At 40.9% G+C, this 24522-nt stretch carries 20 protein-coding genes; 14 read left to right on the forward strand and 6 right to left on the reverse strand.

Annotated elements, in window-relative coordinates; translation table 11 throughout:
- Window positions 1-30 precede the first annotated feature (30 nt).
- On the forward strand, window positions 31-1581 hold the full coding sequence (locus H6G76_RS24245; protein WP_190706696.1) for a hypothetical protein: 1551 nt from the start codon (window positions 31-33) through the stop codon (window positions 1579-1581).
- Window positions 1582-1841: 260 nt separating this feature from the next.
- Here H6G76_RS24245 and H6G76_RS24250 read toward each other — a convergent pair whose 3' ends face one another.
- Complete coding sequence (locus H6G76_RS24250) at window positions 1842-2924, reverse strand: ATP-binding protein (RefSeq protein ID WP_190706699.1); 1083 nt, start codon at window positions 2922-2924, stop codon at window positions 1842-1844.
- A 170-nt stretch (window positions 2925-3094) separates the two neighbouring features.
- Between H6G76_RS24250 and H6G76_RS24255 the strand changes: the two genes are divergently transcribed.
- From H6G76_RS24255 to H6G76_RS24275, 5 genes are all read left to right on the forward strand, one after another.
- Window positions 3095-5845: an HAD-IC family P-type ATPase gene (locus H6G76_RS24255; protein ID WP_190706702.1), complete on the forward strand. Its 2751-nt coding sequence runs from the start codon at window positions 3095-3097 to the stop codon at window positions 5843-5845.
- 309 nt (window positions 5846-6154) lie between these two features.
- Window positions 6155-6877, forward strand: a complete 723-nt coding sequence (locus H6G76_RS24260; RefSeq protein ID WP_190706705.1) for a pyridoxine 5'-phosphate synthase — start codon at window positions 6155-6157, stop codon at window positions 6875-6877.
- Between the two features lie 163 nt (window positions 6878-7040).
- A complete protein-coding gene (locus tag H6G76_RS24265; RefSeq protein ID WP_190706707.1) occupies window positions 7041-7760 on the forward strand; it encodes an ester cyclase in 720 nt (239 codons plus the stop codon).
- A gap of 62 nt (window positions 7761-7822) precedes the next feature.
- Window positions 7823-8152, forward strand: coding sequence for an MgPME-cyclase complex family protein (locus H6G76_RS24270; RefSeq protein WP_190706716.1), 330 nt, complete (start codon window positions 7823-7825; stop codon window positions 8150-8152).
- Window positions 8153-8289: 137 nt separating this feature from the next.
- Entirely contained in the window at window positions 8290-8946 is a 657-nt protein-coding gene (locus tag H6G76_RS24275) for a hypothetical protein (protein WP_190706719.1), read from the forward strand.
- 104 nt (window positions 8947-9050) lie between these two features.
- Here H6G76_RS24275 and H6G76_RS24280 read toward each other — a convergent pair whose 3' ends face one another.
- The 3 genes from H6G76_RS24280 to folD form a co-directional block, all read right to left on the reverse strand.
- Window positions 9051-9506, reverse strand: a complete 456-nt coding sequence (locus H6G76_RS24280; protein ID WP_190706722.1) for a divergent PAP2 family protein — start codon at window positions 9504-9506, stop codon at window positions 9051-9053.
- Window positions 9507-9763: 257 nt separating this feature from the next.
- A complete protein-coding gene (crtE, locus tag H6G76_RS24285) occupies window positions 9764-10693 on the reverse strand; it encodes a geranylgeranyl diphosphate synthase CrtE (RefSeq protein WP_190706724.1) in 930 nt (309 codons plus the stop codon).
- A gap of 128 nt (window positions 10694-10821) precedes the next feature.
- Window positions 10822-11697, reverse strand: a complete 876-nt coding sequence (gene folD, locus H6G76_RS24290) for a bifunctional methylenetetrahydrofolate dehydrogenase/methenyltetrahydrofolate cyclohydrolase FolD (protein WP_190706727.1) — start codon at window positions 11695-11697, stop codon at window positions 10822-10824.
- A gap of 282 nt (window positions 11698-11979) precedes the next feature.
- On the opposite strand from folD, the gene H6G76_RS24295 reads away from it, so the two are divergent.
- The 5 genes from H6G76_RS24295 (at window position 11980) to H6G76_RS24315 (ending at window position 16776) form a co-directional block, all read left to right on the forward strand.
- Entirely contained in the window at window positions 11980-12366 is a 387-nt protein-coding gene (locus H6G76_RS24295; RefSeq protein ID WP_190706731.1) for a hypothetical protein, read from the forward strand.
- A gap of 18 nt (window positions 12367-12384) precedes the next feature.
- The gene (locus H6G76_RS24300; protein ID WP_190706735.1) at window positions 12385-12825 is read left to right on the forward strand and encodes an NUDIX hydrolase; all 441 of its coding nucleotides are present in this window, start codon (window positions 12385-12387) and stop codon (window positions 12823-12825) included.
- 106 nt (window positions 12826-12931) lie between these two features.
- Complete coding sequence (locus H6G76_RS24305; protein ID WP_190706737.1) at window positions 12932-14026, forward strand: AI-2E family transporter; 1095 nt, start codon at window positions 12932-12934, stop codon at window positions 14024-14026.
- A gap of 167 nt (window positions 14027-14193) precedes the next feature.
- Complete coding sequence (locus tag H6G76_RS24310) at window positions 14194-15792, forward strand: alkaline phosphatase (RefSeq protein ID WP_190706740.1); 1599 nt, start codon at window positions 14194-14196, stop codon at window positions 15790-15792.
- A 138-nt stretch (window positions 15793-15930) separates the two neighbouring features.
- Window positions 15931-16776: a hypothetical protein gene (locus tag H6G76_RS24315; protein ID WP_190706742.1), complete on the forward strand. Its 846-nt coding sequence runs from the start codon at window positions 15931-15933 to the stop codon at window positions 16774-16776.
- A gap of 53 nt (window positions 16777-16829) precedes the next feature.
- On the opposite strand, the gene H6G76_RS24320 is transcribed toward H6G76_RS24315, so the two are convergent.
- Entirely contained in the window at window positions 16830-18482 is a 1653-nt protein-coding gene (locus tag H6G76_RS24320) for an alpha-keto acid decarboxylase family protein (protein WP_190706745.1), read from the reverse strand.
- 351 nt (window positions 18483-18833) lie between these two features.
- Between H6G76_RS24320 and H6G76_RS24325 the strand changes: the two genes are divergently transcribed.
- The 3 genes from H6G76_RS24325 to mutS all read left to right on the forward strand — a co-directional run bounded on the left by H6G76_RS24325 (window position 18834) and on the right by mutS (window position 23314).
- Window positions 18834-20111 (forward strand): AAA family ATPase, encoded by a 1278-nt coding sequence (locus tag H6G76_RS24325; RefSeq protein WP_190706747.1) that lies wholly within the window; start codon window positions 18834-18836, stop codon window positions 20109-20111.
- 8 nt (window positions 20112-20119) lie between these two features.
- Entirely contained in the window at window positions 20120-20641 is a 522-nt protein-coding gene (locus H6G76_RS24330; RefSeq protein WP_190706750.1) for a hypothetical protein, read from the forward strand.
- An 84-nt stretch (window positions 20642-20725) separates the two neighbouring features.
- Window positions 20726-23314: a DNA mismatch repair protein MutS gene (gene mutS / locus H6G76_RS24335; RefSeq protein WP_190706753.1), complete on the forward strand. Its 2589-nt coding sequence runs from the start codon at window positions 20726-20728 to the stop codon at window positions 23312-23314.
- 93 nt (window positions 23315-23407) lie between these two features.
- Here mutS and H6G76_RS24340 read toward each other — a convergent pair whose 3' ends face one another.
- Window positions 23408-24502, reverse strand: a complete 1095-nt coding sequence (locus tag H6G76_RS24340; protein ID WP_190706756.1) for a DUF2817 domain-containing protein — start codon at window positions 24500-24502, stop codon at window positions 23408-23410.
- Between the last annotated feature and the right edge of the window lie 20 nt (window positions 24503-24522).

The following is a 24522-nucleotide window of genomic DNA, read 5'->3' on the forward strand; positions in this document are numbered from 1 at the left end:
AAACAAAACTCAAACTTACAAGTCACTATCATGTCATCTGGTTCTTCTGGGCGTTATCAAAGCAGACTCTTTAACTATGTCCACCAGCAGTCTCGGCGGTTGACACAAAGATGGGAGCAAACCTTCCGACAAGTACAAGTTGCTACTAAGTGGGGTGTAGAAGCATTAGTTTATCCTGTGTATCTAATATTGCAGTCAGCCGAGTCAAAGGTGAAAACGCTGTATACCAAAGAACCAGAACCTAGGCTAAAGTTACAACCAAACGATACCAATTGCCCACCCGAAACTATCCCAACTACTGATACGCCTATACAGCGTGTCTTAGAAGCTGTGCAAAATCTTCCATCTGAAGAAATAAGCACTCCTGTCAAAAAATCAACACTTTTAACTTCCGTGGGGAAATGGTTGAGAATACCGTTTCAACATAGTCCCACAAATGACCTGTCTTTGCCGCAATCCTTAACGATTTCAGACAATTCCCTATTGGGCTATTTACCAGCAGTTAGGGGAATTGCAACTAGTTTAGGCGATCGCAATTTAGTTCTCGTTTCTAGCGATAATCAAATTCTGGATGTTTTGACACCTCAGCAGCAGGCAAAATTGAGAGACAGAATTATTAGCGAAGTTGCTAATTACTGGCATTCTCAACAGGTAATAGAAGCTCAAACACAATCAGATTTACTACCAGAAATTAATCGTTTATTATCAAAGTTGACTGGTGAACCTATAAGTAACATACCAGCTTTGCCAGCAGGAGTATCAGCAGAATCCCTGAAAGCTGGCAAGATATTAGAAATTTTAGACGCAGTTATTGCCAAATTTGAACAAAATACTTTAGTCCCGGTGCAGCAACGCAGTCATGAAATTATTCAATTTACCCAAACACAATTAAACATATTTCTTTATGGCAAAGAACAGTTAAACAATAAAGGAGATATTGCTGTTACACCAGATGGTTTAGAAACCCAAACACTTAATTTTCAAGCTTTAATTGAAGCGGCATTGAATTACTTTTTTGGTGTTGGTAAAGAGAAAAAACTTCATTCAGCTAATAGCAAAAGTCAATACTTACATCCTAAAAATTATCAAGCTTTGCCTAAAAATAGAAAGTTACGTAATCAAAATGTAACCGCAGAACCTTGGCTAACTTGGAATGACTTATTTGGTAATTCTCAAGCAGTTGCAGACAATACTATTAAACTAACATCAGAGCAAATTCCTACCTTATCTCCTAGCCCATTAATAAAGCCTTATCCACAGCAAAAAATTAAAATTCCACAACCAAAACCTGGTGCTGGTTTAGTAAAAAGAAAAAAACAAAATCGTAATTTGAGCCAAAGTCAAAAAACATCTGGTAAAGTTGCAACTAGACAACAAAGCGAAATAAATCAACACCAAAGTCACAATCATCAAGTTGAGGCTCAACCAGACTGGATAGAAATTACAGCAACTGCAATTGGTTATGAGCAGCACTTTTTAGAAAAAATACTAGTATGGCTTGATCGCGCTATGTTGTGGTTGGAAGAAATTCTGGTGAAAGCTGTTAAGTTGTTAAAAAGGCTGTGGCGAGGTAAGCAGTAGATCAGAAAAAATAACAAATCACAAATGACTATTGACTATCGTGAAAGTTCTTGTTTATTGTAAATACTTCAATTTCAAAAATCCGCTAGATAAACCGAAGATTGAAACATTTATAATGCAATATTTTAGCCTTGCCACGCCAGTAGGCTGCGTTGTCGTGTAGCGCAACGCACCATCCATCTTTTTATTTTTTATAGGAGTGGGTTAGGTTAAAGCCTTAACACGCCAGTACATTTTACGTTTTTTAGGGTAACGTTACCTTAGCTCAATCTCTGGCGCAGCCACAAACCTAATAATGGCATAGCTAACTTGTAAGCTTGTTCTGCACCATAAATCAAACCTTTATGCTGTAAACCAGTCAGCGCACCTTGTAAGCTCCCACCCCTAGAAAGACCATGTTTTTGAATGTAATCTTTACTCTGTGGTTTTTCTGTGGGATCTAAAGCTAAACATTCTAAAAGATGCACTTGATTAGCTGGTAGAAGCATCAGCAAGGATTCATAAGTCATTGACAAATCTTTGAGCAACGCTTCAATGGCTTCTGTAACATCTTGTTCCGTGATTAAACTATCAGGCAGACATGAACTTTGCAAACGGCGAATCAGTGCCATTGCATCACCAATATGTCCTTGTACTGCATCTAAAAACAGTGGTAATGCTTTGGAACGAGAATCAAATGTTAGTCTATGTGCGTGTAACATTTCCCTCGCCCACACAGCTAACACATCTCTCGCTAAAGGCGGCAATTGCACAGTTTCTAAAGGGTAATTATTTTCATCTGTGTGATGGCTTTTCTCAGCGATCGTTGCAATCAGAACATAGTTAACATGAGTATCTTGATTGATTTTGCGCCGAAATGTTGTTTCCCATAAACTATTGCGATCCCAAGAACGGATATGAGGAAAACTATGCAAAATCAGCACCAAACGCTTGTGTAAATCTACTGCCATAATTTGTGGCAATTCTACCAATATTTCAAATGCTTGCCATAGTTGCTTTTGGTTGAGAGAACGCGACAACTTGAGTTTTTTGTCTACATCAAAAGTAAAAAACTCACTAGCATTGTAATTTACCCAATTCTGAATCTTAGCTATTTCCCAGTTTTGACTAATAGCTTCTGCTAGCAGTTGTAAAAATCTTTCCCCATCTGTGGCGCGGATGCAATCTATCTCCAGTACGACTGCTCCAACTTCTTGCGCTCCTCCCTTCACTAGGGTACGTCTCCCGCTACCAGGTACGCCGGTAATTAATAAATCACCATCTTCAGACAACACTTCGACAATACGCTGAAACTCTGCCGATCGCCCAATCAATTGCAATGGAGTAGACAAATCCGAACTCACAAATTTTTCGCCTTTGCAATCCTCACTCTAATGGTCAGCATACTCGATTTTTGGGCAACCATTGAAGGAAACTATGGTGATTATTCAATTTTGTTAGTGCTTTGATTTTGTAAACACTATTTTATAGTGCTATTGTTTATTTAACACTCTTTAAAGGAAACTAAATAATTATGCTTCAAGCTGTATCTACCGTTGCTGCACCAGGAGATAAACAGCCGGAGTTTTGGCATTCCTTGGAAATTGGGGAGGCGATCGCCCGTCTCAAAACCGATCCAGAAACAGGTATAAGTAGTATTAGAGCAACGCAATTATTAACTGAGGTAGGAGCAAACGAACTCACCGCTAAGAAAACCCAGCCTTGGTGGTTAAAGTTTCTGCTGCAATTCAACCAACCACTATTGATTATTTTGTTATGTGCAGGTTTAGTTAAAGCCGTTACTGGTAGCTTTGTAAACGCTGGGGTAATTTGGGGCGTAACTACTACCAACGCCATTATTGGATTTATTCAAGAGTCGAAAGCCGAAAGTGCGATTTCTGCATTAGCTAAAGCCATCACCACCGAGGCCACAGTCTTGCGGGATGGGCAGAAAGTCCGCGTACCCTCACAGGAATTAGTACCAGGGGATGTAGTGCTGTTAACTTCCGGCGATAAAGTCCCCGCAGACTTACGCCTAATTCAAACCCGTAACTTGCAAATTGATGAATCTGCTCTCACAGGTGAGTCGGTTGCTGTCGAAAAAAATACACGAAGTCTCCAGCCAGATACACCTCTAGCAGAACGAAAAAATATGGCCTATGCGGGGGGCTTTGTCACCTTCGGACAAGGCGCTGGGATAGTAGTAGCCACAGGTAACACTACGGAGACTGGGCGAATATCTCAGTTAATGGAGCAGCATACAGATATTACTACGCCATTAACCCGCAAATTTGATAAATTTAGCCGTAATTGGCTGTATATGGTGCTAGGTTTAGCAACACTCTGCTTCGCTGTAGGATTGAGCTTTAGAGGTATGAACGAAGCTCTAGAAGCCGCAGTTGCTTTAACAGTCAGTGCCATCCCAGAAGGCTTGCCAGCAGTAGTAACTGTAACTTTAGCGATCGGGGTTTCCCGAATGGCACGGCGGAATGCCATCATTCGGAAATTACCTGCTGTCGAGACTTTGGGTAGTGCAACTGTTATTTGTTCTGATAAAACCGGGACTTTGACAGAAAATCAGATGACAGTGCAAGCCATTTATGCAGGGGGACATCAATATACAGTCACAGGTATCGGTTATGTTCCTGATGGGGAAATTCTGCAAGATGAAAAACCAGTAGATTTAAATAGGGACAAGGGTTTACAAGAATGTTTAATCGCGGGATTACTCTGTAATGATTCACACCTAGAAGTTAAAAACAAAAAGTGGGTAGTGATGGGAGATCCTACGGAGGGGGCTTTGATTGCATCAGCGAATAAAGCTGGTTTTAATCAAACTATTTTAGCCCAGCAAATGCCTAGACTAGATGGCATTCCCTTTGAGTCAGATTATCAGTACATGGCAACTTTGCATGAAACACCCAGAGGAAAAACTATTTATGTAAAAGGTTCAGTAGAAGCAATTTTGCAACGCTGTCATCTGATTCTCAATACCGAAGGACAACCCTATCCTCTAGATTGTGTAGATACATTATCACGAGCCAAAATTGAACGGGAAGTCAATATCATGGCACGTCAAGGCTTGCGAGTTTTAGCCTTAGCGAAAAAGCCTATAGAAGATGAGCAAAATACAGTAGATCATCCAGATATTGCTGAGGGGTTAATCTTTCTGGGATTGCAAGGAATGATTGATCCGCCACGTGAGAGTGCGATTAAAGCCGTGCAAGCCTGCCAATCAGCAGGGATTCAGGTGAAGATGATCACGGGAGATCATGCTGTAACAGCACAAGCGATCGCTCGGAGAATGGGAATCAACAAAAACGGCTCAGTTCTAGCTTTCACAGGTGCAGAACTCGTCCAAATGGATAAAACCGAACTCGCCCAAGTAGCAGAAGAAGGCGTAGTCTTTGCCCGTGTTGCACCAGAACAAAAACTGCGTTTAGTCGAAGCCTTACAATCTAAAGGCGAAGTCGTCGCCATGACAGGTGATGGTGTCAACGATGCACCCGCCTTGAAACAAGCAGACATCGGTATAGCAATGGGAGGCGCAGGTACAGAAGTAGCGAAAGAAGCTTCGGATATGCTGCTCACCGATGATAACTTTGCCTCTATTGAAGCAGCAGTAGAAGAAGGAAGAGCCGTTTATAAGAATCTCATCAAAGCGATTTGCTTTATTCTGCCTGTGAATGGTGGAGAATCAATGACGATTTTAATTAGTACATTGTTGGCTAGAGACTTACCGATTTTATCTCTACAAGTTCTCTGGTTGAATATGTTGAACTCCATCACCATGACAGTACCTTTGGCATTTGAACCCAAGGCACAAAACGTGATGCAACAACCACCACGTCATCCCAATGAAGCATTATTATCAGGTAGTCGAATACAGCGAATCTTAGCAATTTCTCTATTTAATTGGATTGTGATATTTGGAGTATTTGAATACATCCGCCAGACAACAGGCAGTCTAGAATTAGCTCGAACAATGGCGATTAACTCGCTAATTGCTGGGCGGATATTTTATCTTTTGAGTATTAGCCAATTAATACCTAATCTGATTGCCAAGATGGACGGCACGTTGAAAGAAAACGTTGATGTTCCTGCAATTGGGTTTGGAATTTTAGGAGCAATTCTTTTACAAATTGTCTTTGCTCACGTACCGTTGATTAATGAAGTCTTTGAAACTGCACCATTGACTTTGCAGCAGTGGTTGTTCTGTTTAGGCGTGGGTTCACCGATGATTTTATGGGCTACAGTTGTGAATCGTTTAGATCCACCAAATTAATTAAAGGTGCAGGGGTGTAAGGTAAAGAATTAAGCTCAACCATTACAAATTTACCTCTGATGTGAATTATCCAAATCAACCAAATATCAAGAATTATCCGTCCTGTAGAGACGTTGCAATGCAACGTCTCTACAACGATAAATCAAGGGTTTTAGTGCCTAATCCACATAATGAGTAATTTACAAATTCAAATTTCTCACCTACACCCAATACCCCTACACCCAATTTCAACAACTAATCTTAGTGCATAACTCCTACTAGATTTCCGGTAAAATCAAGTTCGGAAGACTGTGAATCGGGAGACTAGGGTTGCCTACACTCGGAGTTAACATTGACCATATCGCCACCATCCGGCAAGCGCGGCGGACGGTGGAACCTGACCCTGTGGCGGCAGCTGTGCTGGCAGAACTAGGGGGGGCAGATGGTATTACTGTACATTTGCGGGAAGACAGACGGCATATCCAAGACCGAGATGTGCGTTTATTGCGGCAAACAGTGAGAACCCATCTTAATTTAGAGATGGCCGCTACAGAAGAAATGCTAGCGATCGCTCTTGAAATTAAACCAGATTACGTGACTTTAGTCCCAGAAAAACGTGAAGAAGTCACCACAGAAGGCGGTCTTGATATCGTTGGGCAAATTGCTAGAATAGGAGAGATTGTCGATAAATTGCAGAGTGCTGGCATTCCTGTCAGTTTGTTTATCGATGCGGAACCTGCACAAATCGAAGCATCTGTCAATGTACAGGCGAAATTTATTGAATTGCACACTGGCAAGTATGCTGAAGCGCATAATGAAACCAGCCGCAAGCAAGAGCTAGCTTTATTAGTTACAGGGTGTGAACAAGCGATAAAATCTGGTTTGCGGGTGAATGCTGGTCATGGACTCACATACTGGAATGTTCATCCTGTCGCCGCGCTTCCCGGAATGGAAGAACTAAACATCGGTCATACTATCATCAGTAGGGCAGCTTTAGTCGGAATGGAAAGAGCTGTCCGGGAGATGAAGCAAGCCATACAAGGAAATCAGTGAACAGTGACCAGTTATCAATTTTTACGGATAACTGATAACTGACAACTGATAACTGATATTAGGGGGGTTGTAACTGCGAAATCCAGAAAGAAGGATGAAGTGTGAAGTACGAAAACTACTTTTCTTTCAGCCTTTGTTGGGTAAATTTTTAACTAAGACTTTTATGACCTCAACACAATCTAACAACCTTCCGCTTTGGGTACAGGATCGGGATAAAGTTATCGCCGCCAGCACAGATGCTGAGTGGCGTTATCAAACACCTCCTGATTATTCTCGCTCAAAAGAAAATCTTGCCAAAGAAAGTGTATGTAATCACATGGAAGGATCGTTAGAAGCGATCGTGCAAAATTTAGTGAGAACCTTCGAGATGGAGGTATCATTCAAATCGAACCCCCAGCAGTGGTTATCGGTTGTGAGTGATAAGTTTCGCGTTAGTACCAATGGTAGTAAAGAGTATACAGCAGCCCAGTTAGGCAACCAAGGTACTTACAATTTATTTATGGCTGATTCTGAACATTACAAAGCTTCAGAAGAAAGCTTTGAATCATCAGCCAAAATCTTCCACACAACATTTCCCCAAGGCTTTCCTTGGGAAGTGCTGGAAGTGTTCTCAGGGCCACCAAACGTAGCATTTAAGTGGCGGCACTGGGGACATTTTAAAGGTGCATATAAAGGTTATGCACCCACTGGAGAGACAGTCGAAATTGTCGGTATGAGCATTGCTCGTGTCACTGATGATTTAAAGATTATTTCCGTAGAACACTATTTTGACAACACGCTGTTTTTACAAAAACTCACAGCTGGTGGCAAACAAATAAATAGTGAAACTAAAGGAAGTGGTTGTCCCTTCAGTTCTTGGTTCTCAAAATTTCGTAAGAGTTAGTTAAATAGGGTGCAGAATTAACACTGTACCCTGTTTAACCCATTATTAACCCAAGGATGAAAATGCAAACATATTATTACGTTTTAGCCAGCCAACGCTTCTTAATACAAGAAGAACCTCTAGAGGAAGTGCTAAAAGAACGCACTCGTCATTATCATGAAAATGAAAAAGAAATTGATTTTTGGCTAGTTCAACAACCAGCTTTTTTAGAAGCACCAGAAATGGCAGAAGTTAAAGCTAAGTGTCCTAAACCCGCAGCAGCAATAATTTCTACTAATCCTCAATTTATTACTTGGTTAAAACTGCGATTAGAGTACGTAATTACCGGAGAGTTTTACGCTCCTTCGGGAACAATTCCTGATCCTTTGGCATCCCTTGCTAGTGTCTCCTAGTCAAGAGTCAAGAGTCAAGAGTCAAGAGTTTTTGTTCATCAAAGTACTTGATTATTTTGCTTGTTCATTGACCATTGACTTTTGACCATTGACCAATGACGAATTACTAAATATAAAATTTAAAAAATATTCAGCTTATGCATCTCAATTTTGTGCAGAGGTTTGAGACTATATCTAGTGTATTGCTGCTAGCGATCGCAGGGGTTATAAATACTACAATTTCTGTTAATGCCCAACAAAAAATTCCTGTGTGCCAACCTCCTAATCCTGGTGAGTATCTGTTACTAGTAATTACTCCCACAGGTGATTATCAAAGGCAATTACGCAATGCTTTGCCAAATGAGATTTCTACCACTACCTGTCAATATCTCACCGACACAGTCTCACGGATAGGTGGTTTTAAAAGAATTGAAGATGCAAATCGTTGGGCAAGATATATTAACAATATTGTTGGGTTGTCTGCCATCATTACTACACGACCTGCCGAAGTTGCTCAACAAGCCGCAGCCACAACGCCAACAGTTAGTTATAATCCCAAACCCCTAGGACAGGGTTACGCCGTACTGGTAGATTACTTCAACCGTCCAGAAATAGCTAATAGCGTGCAACAAGTTGTGGGAGGAAACGTTGGTTTTGCCTCTTATGGACAGCGACCTTACTTATTAGCAACTCATACCACCAACCAACAACAGGCATATAAAACACTACAGCAACTCAACGAGCGCGGCTTTTTCGCCATCCTCGTCGATAGCCGTAAAGTAGTGTTACTGCGTTCAGCAGTAAAAGTACAGTAGTGTGAGAAGGCAAGAGGGGACAACGAAGACAAGGTAGCAGAAAAAGAATTTATAAATTCTCACTCAGCACCTTTAACAAATGACAATTGACAAATGACCAGTCACTAATAAGCCGCCCTTGCTAACCAATAGATAGTGATCCCCAAAGCTGACCCAGCTATTACTTGTACTGGTGTGTGTCCCAGTAGTTCTTTAAGGCGGTCTTGGCTAAACTCATGTTTGTCATCAAATAATTCTGCAATCATTTGATTGAGTATCCGAGCCTGCTTACCCGCAGCTTGGCGAACTCCAGCTGCATCGTACATCACGATAATGGCAAATACTGTCGCTAAGGCGAACTCTGGAGATCCCCAACCGACAGTTTGCCCTATACCAGCAGCCAAAGCTGTTACTAGAGCAGAATGGGCGCTGGGCATACCTCCAGTTGTAACTAAAACACGCACATTCAGTTTTTGATTTTTGACGACCTCGATAAGCAGCTTTAATGCTTGAGCAATGAAACAAGCTATCAGTGCTACCAGCAGCACCCGGTTGTCTAAAATATCGGTTATGTCCTGCATGGTGTTTTGGTTCAGTTAGTTAAAATTACTAGTAATTATTTTGTAAGTAAAAATTAGACGCAACCCCAAATTCCAAATTTTATAAGGAACTGATACCAAATTGGCTCACTTAATATTATTTGAGTTTTTGGAGTAGCCTGTTAGTCAAGACTATGAATCTAATTGCATAATAGCCACCTAGGAGTCGCTTACCCTCCTTTAATGCTGATTCACCACAACACAGTGGCTCCAAAATCGAAGATCCAAATTGGTACAGCCTAGTTTTTGCGATTCACGATAAAGTGCGCTAGGGCTTGGAGTGGTTGTGCAAGGGTGCCAAATGGTTCTAACTCGGCACAAGCTGACTCTACTAGTTGTTGAGCTTTAGCGCGTGATTCTTCAATTCCCCACAGGCTAGGATAGGTGACTTTTTTAGCTGTGAGGTCTTTACCAGCTGTTTTACCTAATTGTTCTTGGGTTGCAGTCACATCCAAAATATCATCGATAATTTGGAATGCTAGACCAATGTTTTGTGAGTAGCGAGTTAATCTTTGTACATCTTCTGGTGATGCTCCTGCCAAAATACCGCCACAAACAACACAAGCTTCCAGAAGTGCCGCAGTTTTATGGTTGTGAATAAAATTCAGGGTTTCGAGAGAAATATCCGATTTACCTTCTGATTCCAAATCTACTACTTGACCACCTACTAAACCTGCTGCTCCCATCGCTCTGCCTAAGCGAGCAATGACTTGCAAAACCCTGTCTCTAGGAATGCTCTCAGGTGTTTGAGTGGCAACAAATTCAAAAGCGTAGGCGAGTAACCCATCTCCAGCTAAAATCGCAATATCTTCGCCATAGACTTTGTGATTCGTCAATCTACCGCGACGATAATCATCATTGTCCATTGCTGGCAGGTCATCGTGAATTAATGACATTGTGTGAATCATTTCTACGGCACAAGCTGTAGGCATAGCCATTTCGATAGTGCCGCCCATCATTTCACAGGTAGCAAGGCAGAGAATGGGACGGACACGCTTACCTCCAGCTAGTAGAGAGTAGCGCATTGATTCGTAAATTTTTTCTGGATAGACAACAGGAATAGACTTATCCAGAGCAGTATCACAAAGCTGTTTACGTTCTTTGAGATAGGCTGCAAGGTTAAAGGTTGCTGTTTGGGGCATCTTCTGAAGGTTATCAGCTGCTACCATTCTTATAATTCCTTCAATTTTTGGCTTTTGGCTGTTTGTCTTATACGTCACAATTTTACGGGGCTTTGGCACCCAAAAGTTATGAGGGATGAATTGGGAGTAAAAAATTCATAACCTATAACTTTTGATTAGGTTGTGGCGCGCAAATAGCTGGTAAAAGTGTTTTGCAACAATATGGCAACGGTCATCGGGCCGACACCACCAGGAACGGGGGTGAAATATTCTGCCACACCAGCAATTGAGTCCAAATCGACATCGCCGACTAAGCGACTATTGCCATTGGCATCAGTGACGCGGTTCATCCCCACATCTACCACGATCGCGCCCTGTTTTACCATGTCAGATGTAATGAGTCCTGGACGACCAACTGCGGCGATGAGAATATCGGCATTCTTGGTGATGCTAGCCAGATTTTGCGATCGCGAGTGAGCTATAGTGACGGTAGCATCGGCTTCTAGTAGCATCAAAGCCATTGGCTTCCCTACTAAAATACTGCGCCCTACAACTACCGCATTCTTGCCGCGCAACCCAATTTTATATTCTGCCAACAGATGCATTACACCTGCTGGTGTGCAACTGCGTAACCCATTTTCCCCACGTACTAGTCGCCCTAAATTCACTGGGTGCAGTCCATCAGCATCTTTATCGGGATGTATTTGATGTAACAAAGATACAGCATCCAGGTGGTCTGGTAAGGGTAGCTGCACCAGAATACCATCTACCCGTTTGTCTTCGTTAAGTTCGGCAATTACAGCCTCTAATTCTTTTTGGCTAGTTTCTTTGGGAAAATGCTTACCAAAAGAGGCGATACCCACCTTAGTGCAGGCTTTTTCTTTATTGCGTACATAAGCGGCAGATGCAGGGTTATCGCCGACCATCAACACTGCTAAACCGGGAGGCCGGCCAACTTTGGCTTGTAATTCCTGAATTTGTGTTTTTAGTTGTTGGTGAATTTTTGCTGCTAACGCTTTACCATCAAGAAGTTTGGCAGTTGTTATTTCCATGAGAATCCTCAGAAGATTCGCCCTAATCCAAAAGTTAAGTTGTCTGTAGCGAAGTTAACATTTTCACAAAGTCTTTGTTTGTTAATTGCTGTTGCGTCTCTCCTACCACAAGACCATACTTGTTTATCTTCTCAGATCAATTGCCTTATCTAACGGATAAAAGCGTGAAATCTTATGGTCTGGGGAATAGGGAATAGGGAATAGGGAGTGGGGAACAGGGAAGAGGTAAAAGGCAACAGGTAATAGTAGAACAGTAGAAAAGTTTTCTAGCCCCTACTCTTTATGAGAATACAAAAATCTTCAAAATATTACCGTGTATTATGCAATTTGTTACTACTGGCGGGACTTTTTGGTTGTGGTTCTTGGACACCTTCTGATTTAAAAGGTAGCAATTTTATCTTTGGTAGCAATGTGACTACAATCGAAGAAATTCAAGCCAAACCAGGCAAAAAGGCTAGTGTATATATTCAAGGTAAGGTAGAAAAGCAAGTTCCTCTAATGAAGCAGTGGGCATACCAAATCAGTGACTCAACTGGCAAAATTTGGGTAATTACTAATCAAAGTAATCTGCAAAAGGGAACTCAAGTAGTTTTAAGGGGTAAAGTTCGCTACAAAAGTATTCCCATCGCTGGGCAAAATTTTGGTGAAGTATATATAACAGAAGAGTAATTATAAAGTATAAATTTTATGACTAAACCAGAAGTAGCGATCGCTATTCTTTATCAAGACAACAAGTATCTCATGCAACTGCGAGATAATATTCCGACAATTCCGGCTCCTGGTTGCTGGGCTTTTTTTGGTGGACATATTGAACCCGGTGAAACGCCAGAGGTAGCAGTTAAACGAGAAATTATCGAAGAAATTGGTTATGAATTGCCAAATTTTGCAAAATTTGGCTGTTATCCCGATGAAAAAGTAATTCGCCATGTCTTTCAGGCTCCCTTGTTAGTGGACTTAAATCAACTGGTACTGAATGAAGGCTGGGACATGGGACTTTTGACAGCAGAAGATATACGTCGCGGTAGTTGTTACTCAGCGATAGCTGGCGAAGTTAGACCTTTAGGGGCGATGCATCAAAAGATTATGCTGGACTTTATTAATAAACAGGCAATGGGGAATAGGCAATAGGCAAAAATTCTCTTTCCTCATACACCCTAGCCTCTAGCCCCTAACCCCTTTACAGAAACTCATCTAATGCCACAATAAACTAAATAACTGTGGTGGAGCCTCTCTCATGCAATCAGCAAACAAACTACCACGATGGTTAAGTTATGGCTTGGCCTTTCCGCTAGTCATTCTCAACGGATGGCTATTGATTCAGGTTGTCAAGTATTTTCAACCCTTGGTTAGTGTAGTTGCGATCGCTATCTTACTAGCTTTTGTCTTAAACTACCCCATCCAATTCTTTCAAAGACGCGGTGTACCCCGAAACTTGGCTATTATTGGAGTCTTGCTGTTAGCTGTGGTGGTTTTAGCTGGTGTTGGTGTTACTTTAGTGCCAGTTATCTTACAACAGCTTAACGAATTAGCTAATATTCTCCCTTCATGGGTAGATTCTGGCTTACAACAATTAGAAGCTTTTCAAAATTGGGCAGCTACGCAACAAATTCCTGTTAACTTAAGAGGTTTAGCACTCCAGCTTTTAGATAGGTTATCTAATCAATTCCAATCTTTTACAGGTAGAATTCTTAGCTTTGCTTTTGATACCATTGGTGTTGTAGTTAATATATTAATTGCAGTTGTCTTAACTATTTACTTGATATTAAATGGTGAAAACTTGTGGGATGGAATTTATCAATGGTTTCCATCTCATATAGGTACGAAAGTTAGACAAATACTCCGAGAAGATTTTCAAAATTATTTTATTGGTCAGGCAACATTAGGGTCTATTTTAGCTGTATTAGTAACATTAGCATTTGTAGCCCTCAGAGTTCCTTTAGCTTTACTATTTGGAATTGCTATTGGCTTTTTCTCATTGTTTCCCTTTGGTACAGGAATAGGAATTGGCATAGTTAGTTTATTAGTTGCTTTGGAAAACTTTTGGTTAGGTGTGGAAGTTCTAGGCGTAGCACTAGCCCTTGACCAAATCAACTCTAATATCGTTGCACCAAGAATTTTAGGTAATTTAACTGGGTTAAATCCTGTATGGGTAGTTATTTCCTTACTCATAGGTGCAAAATTAGGCGGCGTTTTAGGCTTGTTAATTGCTATTCCTATCGCCAGTTTTATTAAGGATATTGCAGATAGCTGGCGAGCCGGAGAACTTAGCCAAAAGGTTATTTCTAAGGAGGATGGTGTAAAAGTTTCACCAGTTGAAATTAATAATTAGACAAAAATAACCTTGTCACTTTATATCCCCAATTTCTTTGAGAAGTTGGGGATATTAATTTTAGGCAAATTTATGAATAATATAACCATTTATTAACTGCTAGATAACTCAATATTTACTTCAATCATTCAAAGAATATATAAACCTTTTCAAGGTAAATTAATTTTATGGAATTTAATCAGCCATTAAAGGTAAATCGTCGTCAATTTTTACTACGTTCAGCCTTGACAGCAGGTGGAATCATTTCTACCAATCTTGTCTCTAAATCACAAGTTTTTGCTCAAGCACCTGGCATTATTACTTCAGAAAAAATGCGTCCGAGGATACCTTATGGTGTAGCTAGTGGCGACATTACTGAAAATAATGTTGTGATTTGGAGCCGTAGCGATCGCCCCGCCAAAATGATCGTAGAATATTCTACTAACGAATCTTTTCGCAATGTGCAGCGCATTGCTGGCCCTGATGCTTTAAAAAATAGCGACTTTACCGCTAGACTCAATCTCAAAAATTTACCCCCAAATCAACAGATATTTTATCGGGTAATTTTTCAAGATTTAAACTATCAAAATACTTATAGTGCGCCTGTCACAGGTACTTTCCGCACTCCTCCTAAATATGGCAGAGATATATTCTTTGTTTGGGGTGGTGACACTGCTGGTCAAGGATGGGGTATAAATCCCGACTTTGGTGGGATGAAAATCTATGAAACCATGCGGAAACTTCAGCCTGACTTTTTCATCCATTCTGGCGATAATATCTATGCTGATGGCCCTATTCAATCAGAAGTTTTGCTAGATGATGGCACAACTTGGCGAAACCTCGTCACACCAGAAAAATCTAAAGTAGCAGAAACTTTAGCAGAATTTCGCGGTAATTATAAATACAACTTGACGGACGAAAACATCAAGCGTTTCAATGCCGAAGTTCCTATGCTGGCGCAATGGGATGACCACGAAACTACAAATAACTGGTATCCAGGCGAAATTCTCCTCAACGATGACCGCTATACAGTCAAGGATGTTAACTTGTTAGCAAAAAGGGGAAGACAAGCATTCTTAGAATATATGCCCATTCAGTATACAGATGACCCAGATAAAACCAAAATTTACCGTTCCTTTGAGTATGGGCCATTACTAGACATTTTCATGCTGGATGAGCGCACCTATAGAGGCCCGAATAGCCCAAACCGTCAACCAGAACCCAGTCCTAAAACAGATTTCTTGAGTGGAAAACAAGTGCAATGGATAAAAAGGCAATTACTCTCATCCAAAGCGACCTGGAAAGTTATTGCTAGTGATATGCCTTTGGGACTGATAGTTCGAGATGGGGCGACTGACTTTGAAGCTTGGGCTAATGGTAACGGCCCAGCTTTAGGAAGAGAACTAGAACTTGCAGACTTACTGCGGTTTATCAAATACAAGAACATCAAAAATGTTGTGTGGTTAACTGCGGATGTTCATTACGCTGCCGCCCACTACTACGACCCGAACAAAGCGCAATTTAAAGATTTCAAGCCTTTCTGGGAATTTGTCGCTGGGCCTCTCAATTCTGGTACATTCGGCCCTAACGAATTAGAAAATACCTTTGGCCCACAGTTAAAGTTTCAAAGCATCCCTCCTGGTACAAAAGCAAATAGACCTCCAAGTGAAGGGTTGCAATTCTTTGGCGCAGTCAAAATTAATAGCAATACAAAGGTGATGACGGTATCATTACGTAACTTAGCTGGAAAAACTGTTTACAGTGTAGATTTGCCACCAGAATCATAAAAGAAAAGTGTAAATTTCAAATCCCCTTAACTTGTTCATGGGGATTTGAGTGTTTCCTGTTGCCGATGACAAACTATAGTTATTGCTGCCTTTTTTCTGGGTACTCTAACGGAGTTAGAGCTTAAAAGAAGGTCGGCAATGCAACTCAGTGCAGGTATACAAAAATTTTGGATGGCGATCGCCAGCTATATATTATTCGGTATAAGTTTATTTTTATATCTTTTGGCAGGTAATCGTTGGCAATTGACCAATATGTTAAGCTTGCCAGATTTAATGGGTTTTACACTAATTGTTGCTATAGTTGTATATCCCTTACTCTGGTTTTTCACTAATCTTAAATCCCAGTTACTTCAAGCCATGCCAGATGAATGGCGGTTCAAAGTGGCAGTTCTGACTGACTACCCACAGATAGATTTAGTTTGGTTATACCAACAAACTAATATTTTAGAATCACTTGGATTTGTTGAGCTAATTGATTATGATGTTAAACCTGGTTTTGGTTTTGCCAGGTGTTTTGCTCATCCCGAACATTATTGTTTTGCTGAAATAGGGCAAGCTTTTAAAGAAACAGGCGAAGTCATTGCCCAGAATTTTGCTTTTTTTAGTATTTTGCAGCAAGGCTGGGTAGTAGCTGAGATTAATCGAGAAATTAACAGTAGTGATGGTATTGCCTACATCTGGCGACATCCTCAACAGCTAAGGCGATATCATGCCAATATTGATATAGAGAAGCTGTTTTATTCACACTTACAATTTAGACAGCAAATCCTTACAGATTTAGATATTAATTTATCAACAGATGTTTCTTGGACTGCTTTTAAAACACAAGAACAACAAGCAACTATTTATCGTAAACAAGCCATCCGCCGTAAAAATTTGTTGATGGCAATGTTAGAAGCTACTTTATTTGAATTAAATCCTAAATCGATGTGGTTGGGTAATTACCCAAAACTAGCGGCAGAAAAACAAAGAAAACGTTGCTAGTAATTGTAGAGACGTAGCAATGCTACGTCTCTTATTTATAGTTGGGTGTTGCATTATTGCTGCAACATCTTTGAAAGAACCTCTGGGTCATCCATTTTGCTCATTATCACTTCAATAAAAGCAAGCTGATCTTGGTTCTGTTCGACTTTTTGCAATGCTGATTCTAACTCCGATTCTGTACTTAATTTAATTCCCCAACTATTACTACCAAAAATTTCATGAAGCTTGTGATAATTCCAGCGTTGAATGTCATTATATGGCATCTTTTCACCGTGGATATCGCGCTCTATGGTATATCCATCGTTGTTAATGAGAAAAATAATCGGCTTAAGATTATAGTGCAGCATTGTTGAAAGTTCTTGTGCGGCAATTTGAAAAGATCCATCACCAACTAATAAGATAGACCGTCTTTGTGGAGCAGCGATCGCACAACCAAGCAACGCCCCAACTGAATAGCCAATCGAACCCCAAAGCACTTGTCCAACAAAATTAGCTCCCTTTGGTAAAGGAACTACTGTGGCTCCAAACAAAGCAGTTCCAGTGTCAGCAACAATAATGTCATCTTCTTTCAGGAAATGAGCTAATCTGTACCAAAAACGCTTTTGTGTAATCGGTGTTTCATTAGGCTGAAAAGGCTCGGTAAAACCAGCGTCTAAAGTTTCTATACTATGCTGGAAGTCCAACGTTTTTGTATCTCGGTGCTGTAATTTTTGACTCAAAGCAGACAGCACATCCCGCATAGCGACATTATTATATAAAGCACGTTTAACTTTTACAGACTGTCCATTTACTTCAATAGTGCGACTAGGATCGAGTTTGGCTGAGAATTTTCCTGTATTGAAATCAGTCATCAATGTACCGATACTCAACACACAATCAGCCTCTTCAATACGTTTCTGCACATACTCTTTACTCGCAGCACCATTGTATATGCCAATAAATTGCGGATGTGTTTCCTCAAGTAGTCCCTTACCCATGTTCATAGTGGCATAAGGGTATCCAGTCACTGCGAGTAACTGTCGCAATTCTTGCTGCAACCGATAACGGTCAACAGCAAAATCAGCAAGAATCACTGGTTTTTGCGCTTTTTCTAGCATCGCCACACAAGCATCAACTACCTCAGCTAAAGTAGCAGGCTCACTTTGCCAGACAGGCGGAATGAGTGGATTAGATGGTGCAGTCACTTCATGTTTAGCCACATCCATAGGTATAGAAATGTAAACAGGTAACTTTCTCAGCAGACACTCTCTTAAAACCCTATCGATTTCTGCTGTTGCATTTTCTGGTGTGAGATAAGCTTGAGCCACTGTGACCTTTTCATACATTTGAGCAAACAGGGAGAAATCACCAGTACCAAGCGTATGATGCACAAGTGCGCCAGATGATTGCATTTTGGTAGCAGGAGAACCAGTAATTGCGACTACAGGAACTTTTTCAGCGTATGCACCAGCAATTCCATTAATAGCACTGAGTTCACCGACACCAAAAGTAGTTACTAATGCTGCAATCCCATTAATTCGACCATAGCCATCGGCTGCATAGGCTGCGTTGAGTTCGTTGCAAGTTGTAATTAATTCAATACCATCCTGATTCACAATAAAATCGAGAAACTCCATATTGTAGTCTCCCGCAACACCAAAAACTTCCTTAACGCCAATCTGCTTGAGACGCAGCACTAAATAGTCGCCAACAGTACAGTTCGTCATTGTTTTAGCCTCCCTCAATTTCTGCTCATAGGATATGGAATGTTTCGTGCAGATACGTGCCTCTTGAGGAAGACAGCAGGCTAGACTTTTGGAGGGAAAGTAGAATTAACCAGTTAAATTTGTTGTGTAGCAATATCAAAGCATAAAAAAACCTTGAGCGATCGCTACTGCTGCAAGCTAGATTTAAGTATGTGCTAAATTTGCTAATTGCTCTGCTTGCAGGCTACAGCAAATCATAAGTTTAAATTTAAACGCAAAGTAACGCGGAGTTTGACGCAGAGTGACGCTGAGTTTTTTTATTGATTCTGTAGAATAAATAAGAGTAAATTTTTAGAGTTTTTGGAGTTGGTAATGCTTAAGAAACTCATCCTAGAAAATTGGAAAAGTTTCCGTTATGCGGAGCTTCCACTTGACCCTTTGACGGTGCTTATTGGTACAAATGCAAGTGGTAAATCTAATGTAGTTGAAGCTTTAGAATTTTTACAAAGAATAGCTAGAGGTGAAAACGTTGAGGCTGCTTTAGCAGGAGATAAAACACTTCCTTTAATTAGAGGTGGCGTTGAATGGGCTGCAAGAAGAGGTAAAACTGAGTTTACATTAAAAGCATTAATCCAGGGTGAGGACGAAAGAATAGATTATTTATATTTTATTCAGATAAGAACACTTCCTGAAGCAAGGGTTATAAAAGAGTACATTAAATTTCAAATCTTTATTGAAAGAGAGGGCCTAAACACTAAAAAATATACTATAACTATAAAGCTAAAAGATAATAGATTATCTACAAAAAGTGGTTTACAAAATAGAGGAATTGACCTAAAGCTTAATGAAGATATAGTATCTAACCTTACTAACAATAAAAACGAGGTAATTTTAATAGAAGATAATGATTTCATGGAAAAATTGCATAATACAATTTTTGTTTTAAGCAAGGAAGGAAAAAAAAAAGTTGTTTCAACGCTGGAAAATATTTTAGTTTTAAATCCAATTCCTTATAAAATGCGTGACTATGCGCGCCTATCTGAAACTCTAGAAAGGGATGGATCAAATATTGCTGGGGTAATAGCAGCATTGGATAGAGACAAAAAGATCGAAGTCGAATTAAATCTATCAAATTACACCAAAAATTTACCGGACAAAGATATAAGAAAAGTCTTTGCAGAAGCTGTCGGTAGATTAAAAACTGATGCAATGCTTTACTGTGAAGAAGAATGGAAACCTGGAGAAACTACATTAATAGATGCTAAAGCTATGTCGGATGGAACTTTACACTTTTTAGCAATTCTCACGGCTTTATTGACTCGCCCCGAAGGGAGTCAAATTGTCATTGAAGAAATAGATAATGGTCTACATCCTTCTCGTGCAGAATTACTGGTGAGAATACTACGCGAGATTGGCGGAAAAAGAAATATAGATATCTTACTGACTACTCATAACCCAGCATTACTCGATGCTTTAGGCCCGGAAATCGTTCCCTTCGTGGTTGTTGCACACCGCGATTCTGAAACCGGAGAAAGTAAGCTTACACTGTTAGAAGATATTGATAATTTCTCTAAGTTATTTGCTTCATATTCTTTGGGAAATATGACAACTAAGGGTGCAATTGAAAGAAGCCTTTCTCATGGTGAATAGTGAGTAGTATGAGAAAGGTATTACTGATAGATACATCGCTGTTATGCGTTTGGTTACAAGTGCCAGGTAAAAAAACTGCTGGTAATAATGAATGGAATTTTGAGCGTGTAAATCAGAAAATTCAGCTAGAAATATCAAAATCTACAACGTTAGTATTGCCTTTAGCGACTGTTATCGAAACGGGTAATCATATTGCACAGGCTAAAACAAATACAGCAAATAAGTATCCAACGGCGCAAAAATTTGCCGAAATTATAACTTATGCAGCTGATGAAACAAGCCCTTGGGCGGCTTTTCGTGAACAAATTGTGCTTTGGGAAGCAGAGGAACTAAAAAAATTAGCGGTGCAATTCCCTAATCAAGCCATACAAGAGACTTCTATGGGTGATGCCAGTATTGTCATCTTGGGTTGGCATTACCATCATAAGGGATATCATGTGGAGTTTTTAACTGATGATGAACAGTTAAAATCGCAGGAACCACCCCCACCACAGCTACCTACACGCCGCAGCAGTCGTAGAAAAGCATAAAAAAATCTTGAGCGATCGCTACTCAACCTCACATCACGTTATCATCGAGTATTGTGGCTTTTCCGTGTGTGAATCCTTGCATCTATGACCGCCCCTGACTCTGATAACCAGCCAACAGAATCTCATCAACCCCCTGCGCCTCACGCGGATACGCAACTGGTAGACCGCAGTAAGCTGAGTAAAATGTACCAGCATTATGTGGAAGTTAAAGATAAGCATCCTCATGCGCTGTTGCTATATCGGGTAGGCGATTTTTTTGAAACTTTTTTCCAAGATGCTGTGACTGTCTCTAGAGAACTCGAATTAGTTCTCACCAGTAAGCATGGCGGCGAAGCTGGGCGAGTCGCAATGACTGGTGTGCCGCATCACGCTTGGGAACGCTACACCACCCAATTGGTAGAAAAAGGCTATGCAGTCGTTATTTGCGACCAAGTAGAAGATGCTTCGGAGGCGGTGGGTTTGGTGCGACGAGAGGTAACGCGCATCCTCACCCCTGGCACGTTGTTAGAAGCAGGAATGCTGAAATCTAGCCGCAACAATTATTTGGCTGCGGTTGTCATTGCTGCTAATCATTGGGGTTTAGCTTACGCAGACATCTCAACAGGTGAATTTCTCACAACTCAAGGTAGCGATTTAGAACACCTGACGCAAGAATTAATGCGTCTGCAACCTTCAGAGGTGTTGGTTCCCACCAATGCGCCTGATTTAGGTGCTTTGCTGCGTCCGGGGGAAACATCGCCTCATCTTCCCCAATGCTTACCACCATCATTTTGTTATAGCTTGCGATCGCAAATACCTTTTTCTCAAGGTGAAGCTAGAAGTAAATTATTGCAGAAATTTAAGGTGCGATCGCTCGAAGGTTTAGGCTGTGACCATCTTCCTCTGGCTGTTAGGGCGGCTGGCGGTCTTTTAGAATACGTAGAAGATACCCAAAAAGAAAACGTAGTTTCTTTGCAAAGGCTACGCACCTATACCCTCACAGACTACTTAATTATTGACCACCAAACCCGTCGTAACTTAGAAATTACCCAAACAGTCCGTGACGGTACTTTTCACGGTTCCTTGCTGTGGGCATTAGATAGAACTAGCACTGCAATGGGTAGTCGGTCTTTACGACGTTGGTTGTTGCAACCGCTACTTGATATTAAAGGCATTCGGGCGCGACAAGATACAATTCAAGAATTAAAAGAAAATACACCTCTGCGTCAAGATTTGCGGCAATTATTACGGCAAATCTACGATTTAGAACGCCTTACAGGACGCGCCAGTTCCGGTACTGCCAATGCGAGAGATTTAGTTGCTTTAGCTGATTCTTTATCACGTTTACCAGAATTAGCCCGCTTAGTAGCCGATGCCCGTTCTCCTTTCTTGAAAGCTTTGCAGAAAGTGCCGCCTGTATTAGAAGAATTGGCACAGAAAATTCAAGCCCATGTTGTAGAAGCACCGCCTTTACATTTAAAAGAAGGAGGGCTAATTCGTCCTGGTATTAATGTTTTGTTAGACGAAAGAAAGGCAACTGTAGAAGCAGACCATCAATGGATAGCTAATTTAGAAGTAGATGAAAGGGCGAGAACTGGCATTCCCACGCTGAAAGTAGGATTTAATGAAACCTTTGGTTACTACATTAGTATTTCGCGTACCAAATCTGATCAAGTACCCACTAACTACATCCGCAAGCAAACCCTCAAGAACGAGGAACGTTACATCACCCCAGAACTCAAAGAACGAGAAGCGCGTATTCTCAGTGCTAGGGATGATTTACATAAATTGGAATATGAAATTTTTGTCGCTTTGCGCGAAGAAGTTGGAGAAGAAGCGGAAGCTATTCGCCAGCTTTCTCGCGCTGTCGCGGCGGCAGATGTATTGTGTGGTTTAGCCGAGTTAGGGGTACAACAAGGTTATTGTCGCCCTGAAATGATATCCGGAAGAGAATTAGAAATTGTTGACGGTCGCCATCCCGTTGTAGAACAGTCTTTACCTGCAGGTTTCTTTGTGCCAAATTCAACACAATTAGGGAGTAGTGAAGAATATCCACTCCCCACTCACCACTCACCACTCCCTGACTTGGTTATTCTGACTGGGCCAAATGCTAGTGGTAAAAGTTGTTATTTGCGGCAAGTAGGGTTAATTCAGTTAATGGCGCAAATCGGTAGTTTTGTACCCGCTAAGTCTGCAAGGTTAGGAGTATGCGATCGCATTTTTACCCGTGTCGGCGCAGTTGATGATTTAGCCACAGGTCAATCTACTTTCATGGTAGAGATGAATGAAACCGCCAATATTCTCAACCATGCCACATCTAGGTCGTTAGTATTATTAGATGAAATTGGTCGTGGTACGGCAACTTTTGATGGTCTTTCTATTGCTTGGGCGGTTGCAGAATATCTCGCTACAGAGATTCGGTCACGGACAATTTTTGCCACCCATTACCACGAATTAAATGAGTTAGCGGCGATGTTAACTAATGTGGCAAATTATCAAGTCACAGTTAAAGAATTACCCGACCAAATTATCTTTTTACACCAAGTTCAACCGGGTGGTGCTGATAAATCTTATGGAATTGAAGCCGGAAGATTAGCAGGTTTACCAGCAGTAGTAATTCAAAGGGCAAAACAAGTTATGGGGCAAATTGAGAAACACAGTAAAATTGCGATCGGCCTGAAAAATTTGGAGTAAAGTTCAAATCTTCTCTTTTTCTCTCTCTTTGCGTCCTTTGCGTCCTTTGCGGTTCGATAAATTAAACTTTTTAGTAGTTTTACATAAGTCCTTTTAAATCACTTCTGTCGGAAAACAAACTTCGATCGCTTGTTCTATCAAATCAATACCTTGAGAAACTACAGCATTCCGCCAAGCAACATCGGCTGGTGCAAACACTTCTTGCAAACGTTGGCGCGCCCATTCTCTAAAAGGATGCCCTGGTGGGGCATAAAAATGGGCGCAATTTTCTGCACGTAAGGCTTCCACAACTTTGATCACTGGATAAGTGCCGAACTCAGCCGTAATGCACCTATATTGATATTGGGGAAACATTGCTTGACACCAATTTCCCAAACTGCCACGTATTTGATACATTTTTCCTGATTGGTAAGGTTGGACAACATCAGCACCAAACTTTTCTTTTAACCAGCGTGTAGATTCTGAATCTGGTGCATCTCCATTAAAGAGTTTATAAGTTGCCTTTTTACCCAAACCAGTATGTAAGTCAATATGCAAAACATTTTTAGCATCGCCAATCCATCGCGGAAGATTAGCAGCTAAAATTTCATAAGTTTTAGATGGGCGGTGTCCACCAAAAAATAGCCCTTGGGGAAAGTCGTATTGCCCTACGGGTAAGGTATTGATTAATGAATCTAGGCCGTAACGAAAAATAGTAGCGATCGCTTTCAGCAAAAATGGCTCGAAAGGAGATGGTAGGGAAGTAGGATTAAAAAAGGCATCCAACTCACCATACATTGGGGGACTACCTGTATATTCTTCATTAGGTAACAGGAAATTACGGTTGAGGTCGATATTCTCTTCATTCCAACGCCTTCCCCAAGCATAACCATAGGGGTTTAACGCGTGTAAAAATACCAAAGCAGACCCTTGGTTAGGACACCAACCAATTAGACGTTCTTCTAATAAGGCACATTGGACAGCAGAACCGAAAAAACCCTCAACTCCATGTAGCCCACTAGAAACTACCAGAATTTTCTCAGGTTGCGAACTTCCTAATATCGCCACATCAATTGTTAAGTTTTCTTCATCCGGGCCTGTTTGGTTAATCGGATATGTTTCTAATTGAAAACCTAATGCCTGTGCTGCTGCACAAAAGCGATATCTTGCCGCAGCGTAGTTGGGACTGAATGCAGAAGCGTAAGACATGGAGGCTGAGGTTTTATTTA

This window comes from Nostoc sp. FACHB-152 (genome assembly GCF_014697475.1).
Classification (GTDB): domain Bacteria; phylum Cyanobacteriota; class Cyanobacteriia; order Cyanobacteriales; family Nostocaceae; genus Nostoc_B.

Coding starts and splice junctions, on each gene's coding strand:
- H6G76_RS24245 (WP_190706696.1), top strand. CDS start 31: ATGTCATCTGGTTCTTCTGGGCGTTATCAAAGCAGACTCTTTAACTAT.
- H6G76_RS24255 (WP_190706702.1), top strand. CDS start 3,095: ATGCTTCAAGCTGTATCTACCGTTGCTGCACCAGGAGATAAACAGCCG.
- H6G76_RS24265 (WP_190706707.1), top strand. CDS start 7,041: ATGACCTCAACACAATCTAACAACCTTCCGCTTTGGGTACAGGATCGG.
- H6G76_RS24270 (WP_190706716.1), top strand. CDS start 7,823: ATGCAAACATATTATTACGTTTTAGCCAGCCAACGCTTCTTAATACAA.
- H6G76_RS24275 (WP_190706719.1), top strand. CDS start 8,290: ATGCATCTCAATTTTGTGCAGAGGTTTGAGACTATATCTAGTGTATTG.
- H6G76_RS24280 (WP_190706722.1), bottom strand. CDS start 9,506: ATGCAGGACATAACCGATATTTTAGACAACCGGGTGCTGCTGGTAGCA.
- crtE (WP_190706724.1), bottom strand. CDS start 10,693: ATGGTAGCAGCTGATAACCTTCAGAAGATGCCCCAAACAGCAACCTTT.
- folD (WP_190706727.1), bottom strand. CDS start 11,697: ATGGAAATAACAACTGCCAAACTTCTTGATGGTAAAGCGTTAGCAGCA.
- H6G76_RS24295 (WP_190706731.1), top strand. CDS start 11,980: ATGAGAATACAAAAATCTTCAAAATATTACCGTGTATTATGCAATTTG.
- H6G76_RS24300 (WP_190706735.1), top strand. CDS start 12,385: ATGACTAAACCAGAAGTAGCGATCGCTATTCTTTATCAAGACAACAAG.
- H6G76_RS24305 (WP_190706737.1), top strand. CDS start 12,932: ATGCAATCAGCAAACAAACTACCACGATGGTTAAGTTATGGCTTGGCC.
- H6G76_RS24310 (WP_190706740.1), top strand. CDS start 14,194: ATGGAATTTAATCAGCCATTAAAGGTAAATCGTCGTCAATTTTTACTA.
- H6G76_RS24315 (WP_190706742.1), top strand. CDS start 15,931: ATGCAACTCAGTGCAGGTATACAAAAATTTTGGATGGCGATCGCCAGC.
- H6G76_RS24320 (WP_190706745.1), bottom strand. CDS start 18,482: ATGACGAACTGTACTGTTGGCGACTATTTAGTGCTGCGTCTCAAGCAG.
- H6G76_RS24325 (WP_190706747.1), top strand. CDS start 18,834: ATGCTTAAGAAACTCATCCTAGAAAATTGGAAAAGTTTCCGTTATGCG.
- H6G76_RS24330 (WP_190706750.1), top strand. CDS start 20,120: ATGAGAAAGGTATTACTGATAGATACATCGCTGTTATGCGTTTGGTTA.
- mutS (WP_190706753.1), top strand. CDS start 20,726: ATGACCGCCCCTGACTCTGATAACCAGCCAACAGAATCTCATCAACCC.
- H6G76_RS24340 (WP_190706756.1), bottom strand. CDS start 24,502: ATGTCTTACGCTTCTGCATTCAGTCCCAACTACGCTGCGGCAAGATAT.